Raw genomic sequence first — 17592 nt, forward strand, 5'->3', positions numbered from 1 at the left:
TGGCAACGGGGGTGCTCCATAGAATAGGCCCTGTTTTCGGAACATATCGGCATACGCCGCCCAAATCCGACGTTCCCGAAGCCTAAGCACCTTCGAGAATGTTCCCTGGTTCTTTTGCTTAACTTCCTTCTTAGATTGTTGATTGCATTCAATCTTACCCGCTGAATTTCGGCGGGTTTTTTTTTGCCTGTTCACCAGCCCCACCAGAGGCAAAAAAACGCACGGCAAGCCGTGCGTTTCTGTGCGGTAGTCGATGGGTTCGCAGCGCTTAGCGGAAAAAGAACACGTATCCCAGCAAGGCGAATGACACCAGGGCGGCGAACACCACCGGATAGAGCAGATAGCCGTCGCTGGAACGACGCGCCCGGATAAAGCACAACTTCATCAGCAGCACGTTGTACGCCACCACCAGCAGCGCAATCGCGCTGCTGTAGAGAAAGCTGAGCGAATCCACCACCAGCATCACCCCGGCCAACAACAGCCAGTCGCCGACGATCAGGTATAGAAAATATTTCTGCAGTTTATCCGGACCATGCCGCTGAAATTGGCTCATCGTCCATCCCTCTTACTCTTCAGCCGGCTGATGGCGGAATACAGTGCCAACAGCTGGTCTTGCTCCATCGCTTGCCAACGCAACCCATAAAAATGCAACGCCCCCTGCACCGGGCTTTTCCGCACCACCTTGCAGGGCATGGACAGTTCACCCACCTCCAGCTGCAACACGCTGTCCATCGCCAGCGGTGCCGCGCTGATCAGGCCGCATCCACCGACACTGACGTCTTTCAGCGAACCGATGCCCAGCACCTTATCGCGCAGCCAGTGTGGCTTAACCAACCGAGCCGGGATGCCGTCACAGGCCAGCACCAGTGGCTGCTCCGGATCCCGACGCAGGGACAAACGAGCGTGTTCGCGCCGATTGTCCTGTTCTACTTCGATGTCGTGACTCACTGGCTGACCTCGGCGTAGCGCCCCCGTGGCCGATTCGCCTCAGCACCCTGCTGAGCAACCGGTACCGGTTTGCCATCGGGGACCCCAAACAGCCCTCTCAGCTCGTCTTCCGCCTTGTGGGTCAACACCATCAGTTCTATCCGACGGTTGGCGCTGGATCGCGGGTCGCTGGGTTCCACCGGCACCTGATCAGCCATGCCCACCACATTGAAGAACTGGTTACGGCCTACCCCACCAAACTCCAGGGCACGACGCGCTTCCAGTGCTCGCTCACTGGACAGCTCCCAGTTGCTGCTGTCGTTGGAGCGGAAGTGGGTGGAGTCGGTATGGCCGGACACCATCAGGGGGTTTTGCACCTGTTTCAGCAGCGGCGCCAGCGAGAACAGCAGGTCCTCAAAATAGGGCGTCATCCGGCTGCTGCCACGGGCGAACATAAACTGCTGCAGGTTATCCCGAATCAGGATCTTAAGTCCCTGGGGCACCACCTGAATGGCGACGTTATCGGCGATCTCAGACTGGGCGATGATCTTGCCCGCTTCCCGCGCCAGCACCTCCAGTTGAGCCTGGGTTTCCACCGGCCCGGGCAGCAGGCTGGTCAGGGTATCGCCCTGCCCGGCCGAAGCACCGCGCTCCCCTTTAGGGATCTGATTCACCATGGCGGGTCCGGCCCGCTGCACACCGGTGCCGGTGGCGGGCATGACGGCCTCGGTCATCGACAGCGTGCCATCCAGCTCCAGAATGTGCGGACGATTGGAATCCCAGCTGCCACCGCTGCTGGATTCCAGCAGGGTTTCGCCGGTCAGAGCCTGAACAATGGAGGCGCGCTCCTGTTTATCCGCCACCTGGACCAGCCAGAGCACCAGGAACAACGCCATCATCGCCAGGGTAAAGTCGGCAAAGGCCACCTTCCAGGCGCCCCCTGCCTTAGCCCGCTTGCCGCCCAGAGAGCGGCTGCGAACCACCACCACCTCATGGCCTGCCATCAGCGCTGCTCCTCAACCAGGTAGCGTTCCAGCTGCAGGAAGCTGGGGCGGTTCTCCTCCTGAATCAGGCGGCGACCGGCGTCCAGCGCCAGCAGCGGCTGCTTGCCCGCCTGCTGCGCCACCAGAATCGCCTTAACGCAATGCAACTGGGCGATGCGGCGGTCGATAAGGTGCGCCATCGCCGAGGCCGCCGGTTCGAACAGGCAGTAGCAGGCGAACACCCCCATAAAGGTGCCCACCAGTGCCGCCGCGACGTGCACGCCGATCATGGTCAGCGGGCCATCAATGGCGCCCATGGTGATGATGATGCCCATCACCGCCGCCAAAATGCCGAAGCCGGGCAAGGCTTCGCCGGTGCGATGCATGGCGTGGGAGGGACGCATCCGGTCCTCCTGCAGGCGGTGGATCTCCTCCTCCATCAGGTGCTGGAACTCGTGGGCGGTCAGTTTGCCCATCGATTGCAGACGCAGGTTGTCGACCAGAAAACTGAGCAGCATGGGCTGGCGCAGCACCGCCGGGTAGGTCAGGAAGATGGAGCTCTCAAACGGCTTTTCAATGTGCTCGTCCAGCACCTTGAGGCCGTTCATGCGGATCTGGTTCATCAGCGTGTTCATCAGGCCGAACAGCTGGGGGTACAGCTCCGGGTCCTCTTTTTCGCTGGTGACGATGCCGCGCAGTTGGGCCAGGGTGTCACGCAGTACCGGCATCGGGTTGGAGATGATGTAGGAGCCGATCGCCGCCCCCATGACGATCACCACCTCCGCCGGTTGCCACAACGCCGCCAGTTGGCCCTTGGCCAGCAGGAAGCCACCAAATACCGAGGCGATAACGGTCAATAGGCCAAAAAACTTCAACATGGGTATTTCCTTACTGATCCTGTTCCCAATCCTGATAGATCGCTTTGAGCTGTTTCACGGCATGCTTATGCAGCTGGCAGATCCGCGATTCGGTCAAGCCCAGGGTCAGGGCGATCTCTTTGAGGTTCAGTTCGTGTTGGTAGTAGAGCGACAGCACCAGCTGTTCCCGTTGGTTGAGCTTGCCCAGAGCACTGGCGAGGGTGCGATGGCGCTGGAACCGTTCGGTCTCATTGCCCTCCTGCTCCAGGCTGGCGCCGGCACCGAGCAGCTCATCAAGGCTCTGCAGTGACTCGGCCTGAGAGGCGTAGAGCCGCTCCCGGTATTGCTCCAGGCTCAGGGACAGCGCATCGGCCACCTCCTGATCGTGGGGCGGGCGCCCCAACTCCCGGGTTAACCGGCGCACCGTGTCATTAAGCTCATGGGATTGCTGGCGCAATTGGCGCGGTCGCCAATCCTGACGCCGCAGCTCATCGAGAATGGCGCCACGAATGCGCAGACTGGCAAAGGCGATAAAACCATTGTCCGGTTCACCGGGATAACGACGCAGGGCATCCAGCAGGGCCATCAAGCCGATCTGCTCCATGTCCTCCGGCCCCATCATCGGGCCACAGTGGCTGCGCAGCTGGCCCATGGCCCGCTTGACCAGGGGCAGGTACTGGCGCAGGTAGTGGTTTTCGTCGTGTGCCCGACCGGTGGCAGTGGCCACCGGCTCCTGATAGGCGTGTTCGGTCTGCAGCATGGGCCGTCCTTATTGCACCACGAGTCGGGTAAACAGCACTTCGTCGATCTGATTGGGGTAGCCGTTGCGTTGCAGGGTGTCGGCCAGCAACACCTTGACCTCGTTCTGCAGGCCATTGAGGTCCTGCAGCTGGCTCAGCTCTTCGTAGTGTTTCTTGGAAAACAGATGCATCAGCCCGTTGCGCACCAGCGGCTCCGCTTGGGTCAGCACGTCGCTGAACTCTGCGGATTCACTCTTAATGGCCAGCTCAAGCTGGACATAGTGCTGGTACTGCTCACCGGGAATACTGATGACGAAGCGGTCCAGCTTGTGGAAGTGCGCCGCTGGGGTCATGGCGGTGCGCTGATCGTCCTGCTGCCACCATTGGGCGGTTTGAGTGCCAGCCCAGTAGCTGCCGCCCGCAACAGCAGCCAGTATCACCAGGCTGCGGGTCAATTGTTTGCGATTGCTCCCTTGGGAATGCATGTCCTTCTCCTGCCCTAGGCCAGGGCATCAATCTGATGGTGGTTACGGTCGTCCGCCGGGCCAGAAGCCACGCTGGCGGGGTGAATCGAGCTGGCCAGATGCAGGGGGCTGCTGGCGCTGGAATCGCGCTGCTGACGGCCCTCCCCTTCCTGACCCACATCGACGTCCACCTGGCCGCCGTGGCTTTGGCCCAGCTCGTCACGCAACCGCTCGGCGCCGCTTTGCAGCGCTTCACGAACGGTTGGGTTGGCCGCATTGAGTTGCACGATAAGGCGCTCGCCCTCTAGCCGGACATTGAGTTCAATGCGGCCCAGGTCCGGTGGGTCGAGGCGCAGCTCGGCACTCTTGATCTGTTGTTCAAACTGGAACCGCAGCTGGTCACGCAGGGGCGTCAGCATCTCGCGGGCCCAGTGCTGAGGTTCCGCCGGCAGGGTCACCGGCCCCCATTGGGGCAACGCACGGGCGGCGCTGCTGCTTTGTGTCTGCGCACTGGCCTGTGCCACGGCATTCAGCGTTGCCTGGGCTTCGCTGTGTCGACCGTCACTGGCCTGCGCCGCCAGACCGGGCGCTTCGGCGGCCGTCAACTGACGCATCGCTGCCAGCAGCTCGGTGTTGCCCAGTCGCAGTTGGCTTGAGGAGGTCGCCAGGCTGTCAATGGGCAGTGCTGAAGGGCTTTGACCCTTAGCCTGATGGGTCAGGCTGGCCACGGCGTCGGTAACGCTGGCGCCCAACTGAGCGGCCGGGCTGGCCCCACCACTCACCCGGCTGTCAGCCCGGCCCGGTTCCACCGCTAACGGCACCATCGGGGTCACCGTGGCCGGTTGGCCAACGCCGCCCGGCGCCTGACTGAAGCTCGCCGGGGTGCTGAGCAACGAGGGCGACTGTGGGCCGTTCGGGTCGACCGGAGTCCGTGCCGACACGGCCGCAGCGTCTTGGGTCACCCCTTGGGCCAGCTGGGCCGTACCGCGCTGAAGTGGCAGGCCGCTCTGGTGGGCAACCGGGGCCTGAGACGCCGGGCCCGCCAACGGCATCAGCAAGCCGAAGCCATCGGCGCTGGCGTCGCGCTGGCCTTCACCCGGTTGGGCCATCAGGCTGTCGGACGCATTCGCGCTGGGGGTTGAGGGGAAGATCCGCACCTTACTCTCCACTTAACTTGGTCAGTTCGTAGGCACTGAGGCCTTCCTTGTCCTGGCGCAGCTTGTTCATCCGCCCGGCCAGTTCATCCCGGGCTGAAACCACCTTATGCAGGGCCAGACGATGGGCTTCCGCCAGTTGCCGGCGGGCGTGTTGTTCCGCCGGGTCCTGGGCCCTTCCGGCCTGCTCCAGACGCTGCCGCATCGCCATATCGACTTTGCGCAGCTGGTCCCAGTCCTGTTGCTCCGCGGCGCGGGTCAACAAGCTGGCCAACTTCTGCCACTGCTGACAGCGGCCTCTGACATCCAGGTCAGTTGAGGTTTTGCCAGCCGTCACGGACATCGCTGATCACCTTTACTACAGGAACCAGCAGGCTGGCATCGTTCTTCAGGCTGGCCTGAAACAGTTGCTGACTGCAGTAGTCGTAGAGACGGTGCAGGTTCTGCGCAATCTCACCGCCCTGCTCCAGATCCAGCGCGCTGTCGAGGCCGTGGACGATGTCCAGGCACTTGCCAATGCTGGCGCCCTTAGCCGCCACGCGCTTGGCATGAAGATGGCCTTCGGCACGGGCCAACTCTTCCAGCAGGCCCTCCAGCAGCATCCGCACCAACTCATGTTGGTTGGCGGCGGCAGCACGGGCGTTCACGTTGGTGTGCTTATAGGCGTCAAAGGGGCTTTGGTCGCTTAACATGGCGTTCTCAAACGGTTGGTGTGTTAGTAGAAGAGGCTGCTGGACTGCTGCATCTGCAGAGTCAGCTGCTCAACCCGGACGAACTGCGCTAGGTAGCGGTTGTAGACCTGCTCCATGCGCATATCGTGTTGTTCCATGCGGTCATCGACGCGCTGGATATTCTGTTCCATCGAGTCCTGACGGTTTTTCAGGTAACCGTCAGTGGCGGTATGGGTCGCGATGGCAGAATCCAGGCGGTCAAACAGGCCACCCTCGGCGGAGAACAGGTTTTGTACCTTGTCCCCCTGGGTGCTAAGCGCTTCCTCGAATTCGGTGGTGTTCAGCTCAAGCTTGCCGTCGCGGGTCACCTCGATGCCGATGTCGGAGAGGCGCAGGCCATCCGGAGAGGCTTCATACAGCTCACTGCGCAGTCGTTGGCTCAGGCTTCGCAACGCGCTGTCGCCAGCGAGCACACCAACATCCGCGCCGCTGTCATCATCATCCTCACCGCCGACAGACTTGCCGAAGGTGTACTTGCCGATCTCATCAATCAGGGCGTTGTATTCGTCGATGAAGGTCTGCACCGACTCGGTGATCGCTTCGTTATCCTGACCCACGCTGACCCGCAGCGGACCACCGATAAAGTTGCCGCTGGCGTCGGTCTGGTGGACCTGTTTCAGCTCGATGGTGAGGCCGGAAATGGCGTTATCCAGGGTGTTGGAGGCGGAGCGGATCTCGATGGGATTGGTTTCGCCCATCAGCACGATGGCGTCCTGAGCCTTGGCCATCTCATTCAGTGAGGCGGTAATGTCAGCGCCGTTGTGGGCAACGGAGATGGCATTGCCCTCACCGGTTTCGGCCCCGGTCAACACCAGGTGAACTTTATCGCCGCTCTGGACCAGAGAGGCCTGTACGCCGGGGTTCAGGTCGGAGTTATTGATGGCGTCACGCACCTCATTGAGGTCCGCGTAGTCCGCCATGTTGAGGGTCATGGTTTCGCCGCCGACACTCAGGGAGATCTCACCCGCTGGCAGGGGGCCGTCGATGGAATCGAACTCCCAGGACAACTGATGAGCGCTGGCCAGCTGCTTAACGTAGAACGCATAGTCACCGCTGGCGGCATCGCTGCCTGCGGTGATGTTGGCCATCTCCTCGTCAGACACGGTGACGCCCTTTTTGCTGAACGCGTCATCCGTGATGGCGGACATGCTGTCGCTAAAGCTATTGAGCTTGGTCTCAATCGCCTTATACGCCGCCAACTGCGCCTCGTACTGAGCTTTCTGGACGGCAAACAGTTGGTCCTTGGGGGTGCGCTCAGCCAACATCAGCTGGTAAGCCATATCGGCGGGGTTAATCCCGGAACTGATCATACTCTCTCCTTAGTCAGCACCCTTAAGCAATCTTGATGCCAACCAAATTGTTTTTGTTTTTTCAATTACTTAAAAACGTATTTCGGCAATTGACGACAAGGGGACTTCCGGTTGTCCCGAGGGGAAGGAAAACTCGCTTCCGCCCGCCAGAATCGCTTATCCATGGCTGTTTAAGGCGGCGCAAAAGGGGCAGGACTTGAATCCGATGAGATGGTGCACCGGCTGAGTTGACGCGCCTTAGCGAACCGGCGCAGCGAGACCGCCAACAGCTCGGATTCGCCGATACAGGGCATGGGAAAGCGGTCTACGACCAACCGTCAGGTAAGGTGCATTAACGGCGCCATAAGCGCTGCTTTAGCCACAAAAAAGGGGCCCCGATGGGGGCCCCGAATTCTGGCTATGGAGAGGGAGGCTGTCTTACAGCAGACCCATTACCAGGCCGCCCATCTGGTTGGACTGGGCCAGGATGTTGGTACCGGCCTGAACCAGCAGCTGGTTCTTGGTCATGTTGGCGGTTTCTACCGCGAAGTCGGTATCCATGATACGGCCTTTGGCCGCTTCGGTGTTTTCCACAACGCTGGACAGGTTGTTGATGGTGTGTTCAACACGGTTGATGTTGGCACCCAGGGTGGAGCGGTGGGCGTTTACTGCGTCGATGGCAGCAACAACACCGTCAATGGCCGCATCGGTATCGCCACCGTCGCCAATGTCCAGACCAGCCAGAGCAGTGGTGATGTCAGTGGTGTCAGCGGTGACGGTCAGCTTGTCGTTGGCGTTGGTAGAACCGCCAATCTGGAAGGTTACGCCACCGGTGAACGCGGTAAATACGTTGTTACCGTTGAACTCAGTGGTGCCCATGATACGGGTAACTTCAGCGGTCAGCTCCTGGAATTCGGCGTCCAGAGCGTCTTTGTCAGCGGCGCTGTTGGTGCCGTTAGCAGACTGAGTGGCCAGATCTTTCATGCGCAGGGCGATGTTGGTGATTTCGTCCAGACCACCTTCAGCGATCTGCATCATACCGATGGCGTCCTGGCCGTTACGCATTGCAACGGACATACCACGGGAGTTCGCTTCCATGCGGTTCGCAATCTGCAGGCCAGCAGCATCATCCTTAGCGGAGTTGATGCGGAAACCGGTAGACAGACGCTCCATCGCGGTGCCCATTGCAGAGTTGGATTTACCCAGGTTGTTTTGGGCTACCAGAGAGTTGTAGTTAGTTTGAATAGACAGCATGGGGATTCCTCCAGTGAAGTGCTGTTTAACTGTTGCACTTAGTCAAAACGTCCTCCCTTACGATTTCCTTAAACGGCCCCCTTAAAAAATTTTGACCAACAACATTATCTGATTGTTTTTGTTGGTATATTTTTAATTTTCACTCAAGGGGCAGTGCTGAATTTTAAGGTGGATGAAGGCCAGCGTGACAGGGACAGGAGAGAAAAGCGGTGTTCGATGTCGGCAGCGGGCGGTGAGCAACCTGTGGCAATGGAGATTAAATCAGACAATCACAATCGACGCTGTCGGGCCATAACTGGCCGTTTGGGGCGACCACCCACATCGCGTCACTGAACGGTTTGGTCTCGTCGTTGTACCATACGGGCACATCGAGACGACGGGAGAATGCGGCCATCCGCTGCTGCCATTGTGGCCATTCGCACTCATCGGTGCCGTCAATGGCCAGCCTGAACGCCCAGGGTGATGCCGCGGACATCGGCTGCCAGCAGGCCCAGATTGGGCTGCAGATAAGCGTGTCGATATGGTCTTCAATCTGGTGGTCAGCGATCACGGAATCCGGCGCCACGCCAAAGCAGGCGGTCAAGGCGTGAGCCAGCGTGCGCTGGTCGACACCCTGCCCCACCAGACAGTCGATGCCGGTGAGCATGATCGTGGTTTGCTGGCTGCCACCGCTCTCTGTTAATTGGCCCATGCGGTGCTCCAGTAGTCTGTTCGATGATCAAAACTAAAGTGCCCTCCCCATCGGCGGTACGGCGGCCGAGCGAATCGGTCACTGTCTCCGGGCCGCAGCCATAAAAAAACGCAGCCGGAGGCTGCGTTTTTCGTTCTGACCTGCGTTTCAGGCGCGTAACAGGTCGGTCACCTGGGAGCGGGACAGATTGGCCTGGGCAAGCAATGCCCCCACCTGGGAGGAAAACGGCGAGCGGGCAAGCTCGCGGTTCAGTTCCGCCATCACAGAGTCAACATCGCCGGTGCCGGTATGGCGCCGGATCTTATCAAGCCGCGCCGAGACCGCTGCCTGCAGGCTGTCCAGCTCACTAATCTGGCTCTCCACCTTGTTCAGCGTTTTACGGATCTTGGCCTGAGCCTGCTTGAGTTGATCGAGGCTTTCAAAACGCCACTCGCGCGGGTCCGCCCAGGGGTAGACCTCCTGGGTCTTGATATTAACCCCATCGCCAGCTGGCAGGCGCTGTCCCTGGCCGGCCATGCGCAGACCGCCCTCCAGCTGCACCTGTTGCGCTTTATCCAGCACCAACACCGGACGACCGTCACTGCCCCGCTGAACCTGGATACCGAGCTCAGACAGGCCACTTTTCAGTGCGCCCATCACCCGGTCAGACTCCACGCCGCCTGGCAGCATAAACTCGGTGCGCTTATCGCCGAACTGCACACTGACCCGCTCATCCCGGGGCTTGGCGGCGGCCAGATCCGCGCCTTTGATGGCGTACTGACGGGGCGCGGCGCCCTTTTTACCACGGATCAGGTTGAGCTGCTGATCAATCAGCGGCGCTCCCCGGTATTCCGCATTGAGGTTCAACAGGCGGTCACGCTGCTGTGACATCCCCTGGCTGTCGCCACCGCCCTGGCGCAGCGCCTGCTCCACCTGGCGCTCCAGCAGGGTCAGTTGGCTTTTGGCCTGACGCAGCACCTGAGCGCCGGTCTGAGCCGCCGCCACCTGATGCTGGCCCTGGCCCACCGACGCCCAGCGGCGATAGCTCTCCATCCGCCATTGCGGCAAGGCGACACCGGACTTGGTTTTGTCCTTACCCGCCAGGCCCGCGCCAGCCTCACTGATCGGGGCAGACTGAGCCTGACGACGTTGTTGAACCGACAGTGTGTCTGATACGGCGCTGACCATCGTGTGTCTCCTTACAGATGGTTAAACAGGCTGAGTTGGTTGATCTTGACGTAGCTCTGCTGGGTCGCCTGCAGGGCCATCAGGTAGGTGGCCAGCGACAGGCTCGCTTCGCCGTAATCCAGGTTCTCAATCTCACCAATCAGCTCCTGATTGAACATGCCAATGTCCTGGTGAGCGGTTTCCAGCAGGTCCATGCCCTGTTGACGGCCACCCAGCTCAGTCATGGTCTGGCCGATGCTGGCCATGGTGTTGTCGATGGTCCGCATCGCCTTGTCCATGGCGGCATCAAAGGCCGGGTCGCCGGGCACCAGAGTCGGGTCTTCCAGCACGTCGATCCACTCACTCAGACCATTGAAGATGTCCTCTCCGCCGGCAAAGAAGATGGCACCTGCGGTGTCATTACCGGGGATCCAGTTGCCCTCACCCACCGGCACATCACGCTGGGACAGGTCCCCCTGGTAAACCCAGTTACCGCTGGCATCCTGTGCCACCGGCGGGGTGTCCACCTCGTTGCCGGAGTAGATGTACTTGCCCTTCTCATCCTTGGCGTTGACGTGCTCAACCAAAGAGTCCTGCAGCACCCGCAGTTCGGCCGCGATCCCTTTGCGGTCCTCATGGGTCAACGCGCCGTTACCGCCCTGCAGGGACAGGTCCCGCACCCGGTACAGCACATTGTTCATGTTATCCAGGGTCGACTCTGAGCGGCTCAGGCTCATGCGCAGGCTGGAGATGTTGGTCATGTACTGGTTCAGCGAGGCCTGCTCGCGCTGCAGGCTCAATGACTGCACCGCGCCCAGCGGGTCGTCCGACGGCACATTGAGTTTCTTACCGGAACTCATCTGCTGCAGCACCTTGCCGTAGTTGGCCTGGTTCATCTGCATGCTGTTGAGGTTCAGCCGGTGCATCTGTTGCATGGATACGCGCATGGTGCGGGCCCCTTAGAACATGGTCATCATGGTTTGGAACAACTGATCAGCGGTGCTGATCACCTTGGCGTTGGCCTGATAGGCCTGCTGGTACACGATGATGTTGATCCCCTCTTCGTCGAGGTTAACGGCGCTGACACCGTCACGCTCATTGAGGGCGCGCAGCAGCTCGCCATCGGCGGAGTCCGACTCCAGCTGGGCCTGACGGCTCTGGATACCCAGCTCCCCCAGGTACATGGCGTACGCTTCATTGAGGGTGGCGTCGCTGCCCAGCGAGGTGAAGGTCAGCTTGGTGTCGGCAAAGGCCAGCAGATCCTTCAGGTTGCTGTTATCACCGGGGGTGCCGTCCTGACCAAAAGCCAGCATCTCGGCGGTAAAGCCGTCGGTCACCTTCAGGGTGCCCGCCGGGTTATCCGGGTCGTAGGTGAACAGGTCCAGCGCCGGCGGGTTGCCGTTAAGGTCGGTGCCGTTGGCGAGGATGCTGTTAAAGCCGTCCGCCAGTTGCATCGCCAGTTCGTCGATAAAGTCGCGACTTTGCTGCCAGCTGCCATCACGGTAGTCAAACAGCGCGCCCATCTTGCCGCCCACGTTCTCCTGTATCTCGTAGGTGGTGTTGCCGATGGTCAGGCTGAGCGAGGACATCTGCGGATTGGCCGGGTCCGGGAAGGTTTCAAAGCTGGCCGCAGAGGTGCCCAGCACCAGCGGCTGGCCCTTGGGCAGGGTGATGTTGATGGTGCCGTCGGCGTTTTCGGTGGTACGGATGTCCACCATCTCAGACAGCTCCGCCACCGCCTGGTCACGGGCATCCAGCAGCTGAGGCGGCACATCGCCGTTGCTCATGTTGCGCTGGATCTCTTTGTTGATGCGGGCGATGTTCTCCAGCCGGGTGTTCACCTCGGTCACCGAGCCCTTGATCTGCTCCTCCACCTGCTTGAGCTGACTTTCCAGGCTCTGGTTGATGGTGGAGAAACGGCTGGCCAGGGACTTGGCTTCGTTCATCACGCTCTGGCGGGTGGCGATGTCGTTGGGGCTCTCCACCGAGGAGTTCAGCGCCGCAAACAGGCTGTCCAGCCCCATGGAGATGCTGGCGCCCTTGGAGCCAAACACCTCTTCGGTTTTGCCCAGATAGGACGCCTTGGTGGTGGAGAACCCGGCCTGGGTACTGGCGCGCCAGATCTGGGCAGTCAGGTACTCGTCCGCCACCCGGCGAACGCCATCCACCTGAACACCGGAACCGGCGCCCATAAAACCACCGGGACGGGCGCTGACCAGCAACTGCTGACGGCTGTAGCCGGGGGTGGTGGCGTTGGCGATATTGTTGGATGTCGTGGCCAGGTGCATCTGGGCAGCGTGCAGCCCCGACAGGCCATTTCCAAGCATGTTCATTACGACTCCTTATCGGCCCGGGGGATCACCAGGGCCGGTTGCATGGCGCGGATGGGCACCACTTGGGGTGGCATCTCTTGCCCGTTATGGGCGACCGCAGCGGCCTCCGGCTTTAGCCCGCCGTCGTTGTTGGGAGAGAGCTGGCGCACCATCACCTCCGCCAACCCCATTCCCTGGTTGCGGCTCATGTTCTGGGCCAACTCGGCGTCGTAGAAATCGTGGAACACGCCGCGCTTCTCGCTGAGCGGGCCTTCGTCGTCTTTCAGCGCATCGGTGGCAGAACGCATCTGCTTCAGCACGGTTTGCAGAAACTGGGTTTCAAACTGGCGCGCCACTTCGCGCACCGCTCCGGCTTCACCGTGCTGCTGCTTCAGAGTGTTGGCGTTGAGGCCGCCAAGGGCACTGCCATTGGGATCAATTCGGTTCATCAGATCACCACCAGTTCGGCGTCGAGGGCGCCGGCTTCATCCAGTGCCTGCAGAATCGCCATCAGGTCGGTCGGCGCCGCCCCAAGGCTGTTTACCGCCCGCACAATCTCATCCAGGCTGGTGCCTTCCGGCCAGACAAACATGTTGGCGCTGCCCTGGCTGATGTCGATCTGACTGTCCTGAATCACCGTGGTGTCGCCGCCACCAAAGGCGTTGGGCTGGCTGACCTGCTGACGCTCGGTGATGGTCACCGTCAGGTTGCCGTGGCTGACTGCGGCGCGCTGTACCCGCACCTCCTGGCCAATCACCACGGTGCCGGTACGGCTGTTGAACACGACGCGGGGGCGTTGGCGACCCACTTCCACCTCAAGCTCCTCCAGCATCGACATAAAAGTGACACGCTGGCGCGGGTCCATCGGTGCCTGCACCAGCACCTTGGCGTGGTCCTGGGCGCGGGCCACGTCGGGGCCAAACAGGTCATTGACGCTGCGCTCGATGTTGCGGGCGGTCTTAAAGCTGGGCTGGCGCAGGTTCAGGACGATGTCCGGCAGTTCGGTGAAGGTGGAGGGGATGTCCGCCTCCAGAATACCGCCGCTGGGGATCAGCCCCACGGTGGGGGTGTTGATGGTAACGGAGCTGCCATTGCGGCCCTCAGCGGTGATACCACCCACCACCAGGTTGCCCTGGGCCACCGCGTACACCTCGCCATCCACACCGTGCAGCGGCGTCATCAACAGGGTGCCGCCGCGCAGGCTTTTGGCGTCACCGATGGAGGAGACGGTGACGTTGACGGTCTGACCTGGGCTCGCCAGGGGCGGCACGGTGGCGTGCACCGCTACCGCCGCCACGTTTTTCAGCTTCGGGTCGATGCGGTCATCCAGCTGCACGCCGAACTGCTTGAGCATATTGACCACAGACTGGCTGGTGAAGCGCACCTGGGATTTGTCGCCGGTGCCATCGAGGCCCACCACCAGGCCGTAACCGACCAGCTGGTTTTCACGCACACCCTGCACATCAACAATGTCCATCAGCGGGCGCGCCTGAACGGGTGCCAGCAGCAGGACAGTCAGCAGGAGTCCAAATAGAGATCGCATAGCCTCGCCTCAGAATGGGAAGATCGGGTCGTTAAAGAAGCGCATGCCCCAACCCGGCGCATTGACGTCCGCCAGGGTGCCGCGTCCGCCGTAGCTGATGCGGGCATCGGCGATGCGCTGAGAGGAGATGCGGTTGGCCTGGTCGACGTCTTCGGGACGCACCAGGCCCACCAGGCGAATGTACTCATCGCCCTGGTTCAGGCGCAGCCACTTCTCACCGCGGATCACCAGTACGCCGTTGGGCAGTACGCCGGAGACGGTGACGGTGATGGCGCCGGTCAGCTGGTTCTGCTGGGAGGAGGAACCGTTACCGGAAAAATCCCTTCCGCCCCCCAGTTGGGCCTGGCCGGATCCGGTGCTGCTGCCAAAGCCGTAGGAGCCGGAGCCCTGCAGGCTGGAGTCCTTGGAGGTGCTGGTGTCCGCCTTCTTACTGGCCTGGGTTTTCTCCTCCAGGTCCACGGTCAGGATGTCGCCAACCCGGTAGGCACGACGGTCCTGATACAGGGCCAGGTTGTAGCCCTTGCGGTAGAGGCTGCCGTGGGCCGGGGTGGGCAGAGAAAACTCCAGCGCCGGCGGCGCGTATTCCGGCGCGTCCGGCTGTACCGGCTCCGGGATGTAAGTGGTGCTGCATCCGTTCAGCACCATCAGGCTCAGCAGGGCGATGGCCTTGGCCACCCAGCCAGCACGTTGTCGGCTCCAGCCGTTCATGGCGTCCTCCTTACAGCACCTGGTTCAGGTACTTGAGCATGTCGTCGGTGGAGGAAACCACCTTGGCGTTCATCTCGTAGGCGCGCTGGGTCGAGATCATCTCCACCATCTCTTCCACCACGTTAACGTTGGCGCCCTCCAGGGTGCCCTGCTTGAGCTGGCCAATGGCGGCATCACCCGGGATCCCCTCAATCGCCACACCGGAGGCGGCGGTTTCGCGGTAGAGGTTGTTGCCAAAGGCTTCCAGGCCCGCCGGGTTGGTGAAGTTGGCCAGGGTGATCTGACCCAACTCCTGCGGCACCGCGTCACCGGCGATCTGCGCGGTCACAATGCCATCGCTGCCGACGGTCACGGTCAGTGCGTCTTCCGGGATCTCCACCGCCGGAACCAGCGGCATCCCTTCAGAGGTCACCACCAGGCCGTCCGCATTGCGGTAGAACTGGCCGTCACGGGTGTAGGCGAAGTCGCCGTTGGGCTGTTCCACCTGGAAGAAGCCCTGGCCCATGATGGCCAGGTCCAGCGGCTGGTTGGTGGTGATGATGTCGCCGGTGGTAAACACCTTCTGGGTGCCGGTAATGCGCACACCGGTACCCAGCTGCAGGCCGGAGGGCAGCTCGTTCTGCTGGTCGGCCATGGCGCCGGGCTGGCGCTGCGTCTGGTAGAACAGGTCGTTAAAGGAGACCCGGTCGCGCTTAAAGCCGGTGGTGTTCACGTTCGCCAGGTTGTTGGCGATGGTGGTCATTTTGGTGTCTTGGGCGGTCAGGCCGGTTTTGCTGACCCACAGTGCGGATTGCATGGTTAATTCTCTCTGTTATGCGTCACGGAGCAGGCGGTTGCCGGACTGGGCCAGGGTTTCCGCGCTCTTCATCAACTTGACCTGAAGCTCGAACTGGCGGGACAACGACATCGACGCCAGCAGCTCCTCCACGGCGGTGACGTTGCTGCCTTCGAGGAAGCCACTGGCCAGCTGAACCGCTTCATCCTGCGGGGCGATCTCGCCATCGCGCAGGCGCATCAGGCCGTCGGTGCCTTTCTCCAGGGCGTTGCCTTCCGGGTTAACCAGTTTGAGCTGGCCCACCTCTTCAATCAGGCCCCCTTCCGCCGGCAGCAGGCTGATGGTGCCGTCTTCGCCGATGTTGAGCTCACGGTACTCCGGCAGCTGGATCGGCCCATCGAGGCCGAGTACAGCGCGGCCATCGATGGTCACGAAGCCATCGGCGTCCAGCACCATGGCACCGGCGCGGGTGTAGGCCTCACCGTCGGCGGTCTGCACCGTCAGCCAGCCGTCGCCCTGAATGGCGACATCCAGGGTGCGGCCGGTGGCGTTGAGCTCACCGGCACTGAGGTTGGCGCCGGATTGCTGGGTTTGAGCCATCACCCGGGTATTGAGGCCACTGCCGCCCAAGGCGTGGGCCTGCACCCGCTCCAGATCGGCGCGGAAGCCGTTGGTGTTCAGGTTGGCCAGGTTGTTGGCGCGGATCGCTTGCGCCTCCATCACCCGGTTGGCGCCACTGGCGGCGGTGTAAAGTAGCTTATCCATAGCTCAGCCCTTAGATGGCGGAGAACAGCGCCTGGGTCAGCTTGTCCTGGGTGCTGATCACTTTGGCGTTGGACTGGTAGTTGCGCTGGGCGGTCATCAGGTTGACCAGCTCACCGGTCAGGTCGACGTTGGAGCCCTCGATGGCACCGGCGGTCAGGCTGCCCATGGTGCCGGTACCCGCGGCGCCGGTGACCGGCTGGCCAGAGGCAAAGGTGGCGGTCCAGGCGGTATTGCCCACCTGCTGCAGACCGTTGGGGTTGGCGAAGTTCGCGAGAATCACCTGGCCCTGAAGCTGGTCCTGACCGTTGGTGTAAACGCCATACAGCATGCCGTTGTCGTCGATGCGGATGCCGCTCAGTTCACCGGAGGAGTAGCCGTCCTGGCGCATGCTGGCCACCGCGAAGTCGGAGCCAAACTGGGTCGCGCCGTTAAAGGAGAGCGAGATGTCCAGGGCGGAAGAGCCGTCCAGAATCGGGTTGCCGTCGGCGTCCACCAGGTTGTCCGGGATGTTCAGGGTCAGGTCCTGACCGCCAACCAGCGCACCGTTGGAATCAAAGGTGATGGAGGTGTCAGAGGCGTACGCGGTCACATCGGTGCCGTCCAGCTCGTAGCGCACTTCCCACTGGTTCGGACCGGTCTTCATGTAGTACTGGGTCAGGTTGTGCTCATTGCCCAGAGAGTCGTAGATCTTGGTGGAGTTGAGCGCGTGGTAGGTGGAGGCATCGGCCGGGTCGAAGTTGGCCGGGTCCACCGCGTCGTTACGGGAGTCAAGGTTCAGTACCAGGCCCATGCTGGTGGTGGCGTTGGCCGGCAGGGAGCCGGTCTGTACCTGCAGGTCGGTGACCGCACCGGTCAGCAGCTGGCCATTGGGGCCCACCTGGTAGCCCTGCAGTTTGCCGCCGTGGGAGTCCACCACATAACCGTCTTTGTCCTGGGCAAACATGCCGGAGCGGGTGTAGGTGGTGGTGCCCTGGTTGTTGGTCATAAAGAAACCGGAGCCGGAGATGGCCATGTCCAGTTCACGACCGGTGTAGAGCACATCACCGCCGGTGTTGAAGTTCTGGGAAACGTTGGCCACCGCAACACCGCCACCCTGACCGCCAGCGTACACGGAGGCAAACTCAGTGCGGGAGCCGCGGAAGCCCGGGGTGGAGACGTTAGCGATGTTGTTGGAGATGGTGTTCAGGTCCTGGCTGGTGCTGCGCAGGCCGGACAGAGCAATATTGAAAGACATGAGGGATTCCTTTTTGCTG

At 61.6% G+C, this 17592-nt stretch carries 21 protein-coding genes; all 21 read right to left on the reverse strand.

The features are described 5' to 3' along the window. Positions 1–268 precede the first annotated feature (268 nt). Positions 269–553: a hypothetical protein gene (locus FBAL_RS11700; RefSeq protein WP_013345802.1), complete on the reverse strand. Its 285-nt coding sequence runs from the start codon at positions 551–553 to the stop codon at positions 269–271. Further along, complete coding sequence (locus tag FBAL_RS11705) at positions 550–948, reverse strand: PilZ domain-containing protein (RefSeq protein ID WP_013345803.1); 399 nt, start codon at positions 946–948, stop codon at positions 550–552. The genes FBAL_RS11700 and FBAL_RS11705 overlap by 4 nt, the downstream gene beginning before the upstream one ends. Then, positions 945–1931, reverse strand: coding sequence for a flagellar motor protein MotB (locus tag FBAL_RS11710; protein ID WP_013345804.1), 987 nt, complete (start codon positions 1929–1931; stop codon positions 945–947). Before FBAL_RS11710 ends, FBAL_RS11705 begins: the two co-directional genes overlap by 4 nt. Continuing rightward, entirely contained in the window at positions 1931–2788 is an 858-nt protein-coding gene (gene motA / locus FBAL_RS11715; protein WP_013345805.1) for a flagellar motor stator protein MotA, read from the reverse strand. Before motA ends, FBAL_RS11710 begins: the two co-directional genes overlap by 1 nt. A 10-nt stretch (positions 2789–2798) precedes the next feature. Continuing rightward, on the reverse strand, positions 2799–3527 hold the full coding sequence (locus FBAL_RS11720) for an RNA polymerase sigma factor FliA (RefSeq protein ID WP_013345806.1): 729 nt from the start codon (positions 3525–3527) through the stop codon (positions 2799–2801). A 9-nt stretch (positions 3528–3536) separates the two neighbouring features. After that, on the reverse strand, positions 3537–3992 hold the full coding sequence (locus FBAL_RS11725; RefSeq protein ID WP_013345807.1) for a flagellar basal body-associated FliL family protein: 456 nt from the start codon (positions 3990–3992) through the stop codon (positions 3537–3539). A gap of 14 nt (positions 3993–4006) precedes the next feature. Beyond that, positions 4007–5128, reverse strand: a complete 1122-nt coding sequence (locus tag FBAL_RS11730) for a flagellar hook-length control protein FliK (RefSeq protein ID WP_013345808.1) — start codon at positions 5126–5128, stop codon at positions 4007–4009. Between the two features lies 1 nt (position 5129). After that, a complete protein-coding gene (locus FBAL_RS11735; protein WP_013345809.1) occupies positions 5130–5468 on the reverse strand; it encodes a hypothetical protein in 339 nt (112 codons plus the stop codon). Further along, positions 5437–5817 carry a flagellar export chaperone FliS gene (fliS, locus tag FBAL_RS11740; protein WP_013345810.1) on the reverse strand — a complete coding sequence of 127 codons (381 nt, stop codon included), beginning with the start codon at positions 5815–5817 and terminating at the stop codon, positions 5437–5439. The genes FBAL_RS11735 and fliS overlap by 32 nt, the downstream gene beginning before the upstream one ends. Positions 5818–5840: 23 nt before the next feature. After that, positions 5841–7166 carry a flagellar filament capping protein FliD gene (gene fliD, locus FBAL_RS11745; protein WP_013345811.1) on the reverse strand — a complete coding sequence of 442 codons (1326 nt, stop codon included), beginning with the start codon at positions 7164–7166 and terminating at the stop codon, positions 5841–5843. Between the two features lie 417 nt (positions 7167–7583). Continuing rightward, a complete protein-coding gene (locus FBAL_RS11750) occupies positions 7584–8399 on the reverse strand; it encodes a flagellin N-terminal helical domain-containing protein (protein ID WP_013345812.1) in 816 nt (271 codons plus the stop codon). Between the two features lie 256 nt (positions 8400–8655). Further along, positions 8656–9090 carry a hypothetical protein gene (locus FBAL_RS11755; RefSeq protein WP_013345813.1) on the reverse strand — a complete coding sequence of 145 codons (435 nt, stop codon included), beginning with the start codon at positions 9088–9090 and terminating at the stop codon, positions 8656–8658. 147 nt (positions 9091–9237) lie between these two features. Continuing rightward, the gene (locus tag FBAL_RS11760) at positions 9238–10257 is read right to left on the reverse strand and encodes a hypothetical protein (RefSeq protein ID WP_013345814.1); all 1020 of its coding nucleotides are present in this window, start codon (positions 10255–10257) and stop codon (positions 9238–9240) included. An 11-nt stretch (positions 10258–10268) separates the two neighbouring features. Then, on the reverse strand, positions 10269–11183 hold the full coding sequence (gene flgL / locus FBAL_RS11765) for a flagellar hook-associated protein FlgL (RefSeq protein ID WP_013345815.1): 915 nt from the start codon (positions 11181–11183) through the stop codon (positions 10269–10271). Positions 11184–11195: 12 nt separating this feature from the next. After that, positions 11196–12569 (reverse strand): flagellar hook-associated protein FlgK, encoded by a 1374-nt coding sequence (gene flgK / locus FBAL_RS11770; protein WP_013345816.1) that lies wholly within the window; start codon positions 12567–12569, stop codon positions 11196–11198. Continuing rightward, positions 12569–12997: a rod-binding protein gene (locus FBAL_RS11775; RefSeq protein ID WP_013345817.1), complete on the reverse strand. Its 429-nt coding sequence runs from the start codon at positions 12995–12997 to the stop codon at positions 12569–12571. Before FBAL_RS11775 ends, flgK begins: the two co-directional genes overlap by 1 nt. Continuing rightward, on the reverse strand, positions 12997–14091 hold the full coding sequence (locus FBAL_RS11780; RefSeq protein ID WP_013345818.1) for a flagellar basal body P-ring protein FlgI: 1095 nt from the start codon (positions 14089–14091) through the stop codon (positions 12997–12999). Before FBAL_RS11780 ends, FBAL_RS11775 begins: the two co-directional genes overlap by 1 nt. A gap of 9 nt (positions 14092–14100) precedes the next feature. Continuing rightward, positions 14101–14766, reverse strand: coding sequence for a flagellar basal body L-ring protein FlgH (gene flgH, locus FBAL_RS11785; protein ID WP_371877087.1), 666 nt, complete (start codon positions 14764–14766; stop codon positions 14101–14103). A 43-nt stretch (positions 14767–14809) separates the two neighbouring features. Continuing rightward, the gene (gene flgG, locus FBAL_RS11790; RefSeq protein ID WP_013345820.1) at positions 14810–15595 is read right to left on the reverse strand and encodes a flagellar basal-body rod protein FlgG; all 786 of its coding nucleotides are present in this window, start codon (positions 15593–15595) and stop codon (positions 14810–14812) included. A gap of 15 nt (positions 15596–15610) precedes the next feature. Further along, the gene (flgF, locus tag FBAL_RS11795; protein WP_013345821.1) at positions 15611–16339 is read right to left on the reverse strand and encodes a flagellar basal-body rod protein FlgF; all 729 of its coding nucleotides are present in this window, start codon (positions 16337–16339) and stop codon (positions 15611–15613) included. Between the two features lie 10 nt (positions 16340–16349). After that, positions 16350–17573, reverse strand: coding sequence for a flagellar hook protein FlgE (gene flgE, locus FBAL_RS11800; protein WP_013345822.1), 1224 nt, complete (start codon positions 17571–17573; stop codon positions 16350–16352). Positions 17574–17592: the final 19 nt, after the last annotated feature.

The organism is Ferrimonas balearica DSM 9799 (assembly GCF_000148645.1).
In the GTDB taxonomy this organism is placed as follows: domain Bacteria; phylum Pseudomonadota; class Gammaproteobacteria; order Enterobacterales; family Shewanellaceae; genus Ferrimonas; species Ferrimonas balearica.

Excerpts from the sequence above, each read along its gene's own strand:
- FBAL_RS11700 (WP_013345802.1), bottom strand. The coding sequence starts at position 553 with ATGAGCCAATTTCAGCGGCATGGTCCGGATAAACTGCAGAAATATTTT.
- FBAL_RS11710 (WP_013345804.1), bottom strand. The coding sequence starts at position 1,931 with ATGGCAGGCCATGAGGTGGTGGTGGTTCGCAGCCGCTCTCTGGGCGGC.
- motA (WP_013345805.1), bottom strand. The coding sequence starts at position 2,788 with ATGTTGAAGTTTTTTGGCCTATTGACCGTTATCGCCTCGGTATTTGGT.
- FBAL_RS11720 (WP_013345806.1), bottom strand. The coding sequence starts at position 3,527 with ATGCTGCAGACCGAACACGCCTATCAGGAGCCGGTGGCCACTGCCACC.
- FBAL_RS11725 (WP_013345807.1), bottom strand. The coding sequence starts at position 3,992 with ATGCATTCCCAAGGGAGCAATCGCAAACAATTGACCCGCAGCCTGGTG.
- FBAL_RS11735 (WP_013345809.1), bottom strand. The coding sequence starts at position 5,468 with ATGTCCGTGACGGCTGGCAAAACCTCAACTGACCTGGATGTCAGAGGC.
- fliS (WP_013345810.1), bottom strand. The coding sequence starts at position 5,817 with ATGTTAAGCGACCAAAGCCCCTTTGACGCCTATAAGCACACCAACGTG.
- fliD (WP_013345811.1), bottom strand. The coding sequence starts at position 7,166 with ATGATCAGTTCCGGGATTAACCCCGCCGATATGGCTTACCAGCTGATG.
- FBAL_RS11750 (WP_013345812.1), bottom strand. The coding sequence starts at position 8,399 with ATGCTGTCTATTCAAACTAACTACAACTCTCTGGTAGCCCAAAACAAC.
- FBAL_RS11755 (WP_013345813.1), bottom strand. The coding sequence starts at position 9,090 with ATGGGCCAATTAACAGAGAGCGGTGGCAGCCAGCAAACCACGATCATG.
- FBAL_RS11760 (WP_013345814.1), bottom strand. The coding sequence starts at position 10,257 with ATGGTCAGCGCCGTATCAGACACACTGTCGGTTCAACAACGTCGTCAG.
- flgL (WP_013345815.1), bottom strand. The coding sequence starts at position 11,183 with ATGCGCGTATCCATGCAACAGATGCACCGGCTGAACCTCAACAGCATG.
- flgK (WP_013345816.1), bottom strand. The coding sequence starts at position 12,569 with ATGAACATGCTTGGAAATGGCCTGTCGGGGCTGCACGCTGCCCAGATG.
- FBAL_RS11775 (WP_013345817.1), bottom strand. The coding sequence starts at position 12,997 with ATGAACCGAATTGATCCCAATGGCAGTGCCCTTGGCGGCCTCAACGCC.
- FBAL_RS11780 (WP_013345818.1), bottom strand. The coding sequence starts at position 14,091 with ATGCGATCTCTATTTGGACTCCTGCTGACTGTCCTGCTGCTGGCACCC.
- flgG (WP_013345820.1), bottom strand. The coding sequence starts at position 15,595 with ATGCAATCCGCACTGTGGGTCAGCAAAACCGGCCTGACCGCCCAAGAC.
- flgF (WP_013345821.1), bottom strand. The coding sequence starts at position 16,339 with ATGGATAAGCTACTTTACACCGCCGCCAGTGGCGCCAACCGGGTGATG.
- flgE (WP_013345822.1), bottom strand. The coding sequence starts at position 17,573 with ATGTCTTTCAATATTGCTCTGTCCGGCCTGCGCAGCACCAGCCAGGAC.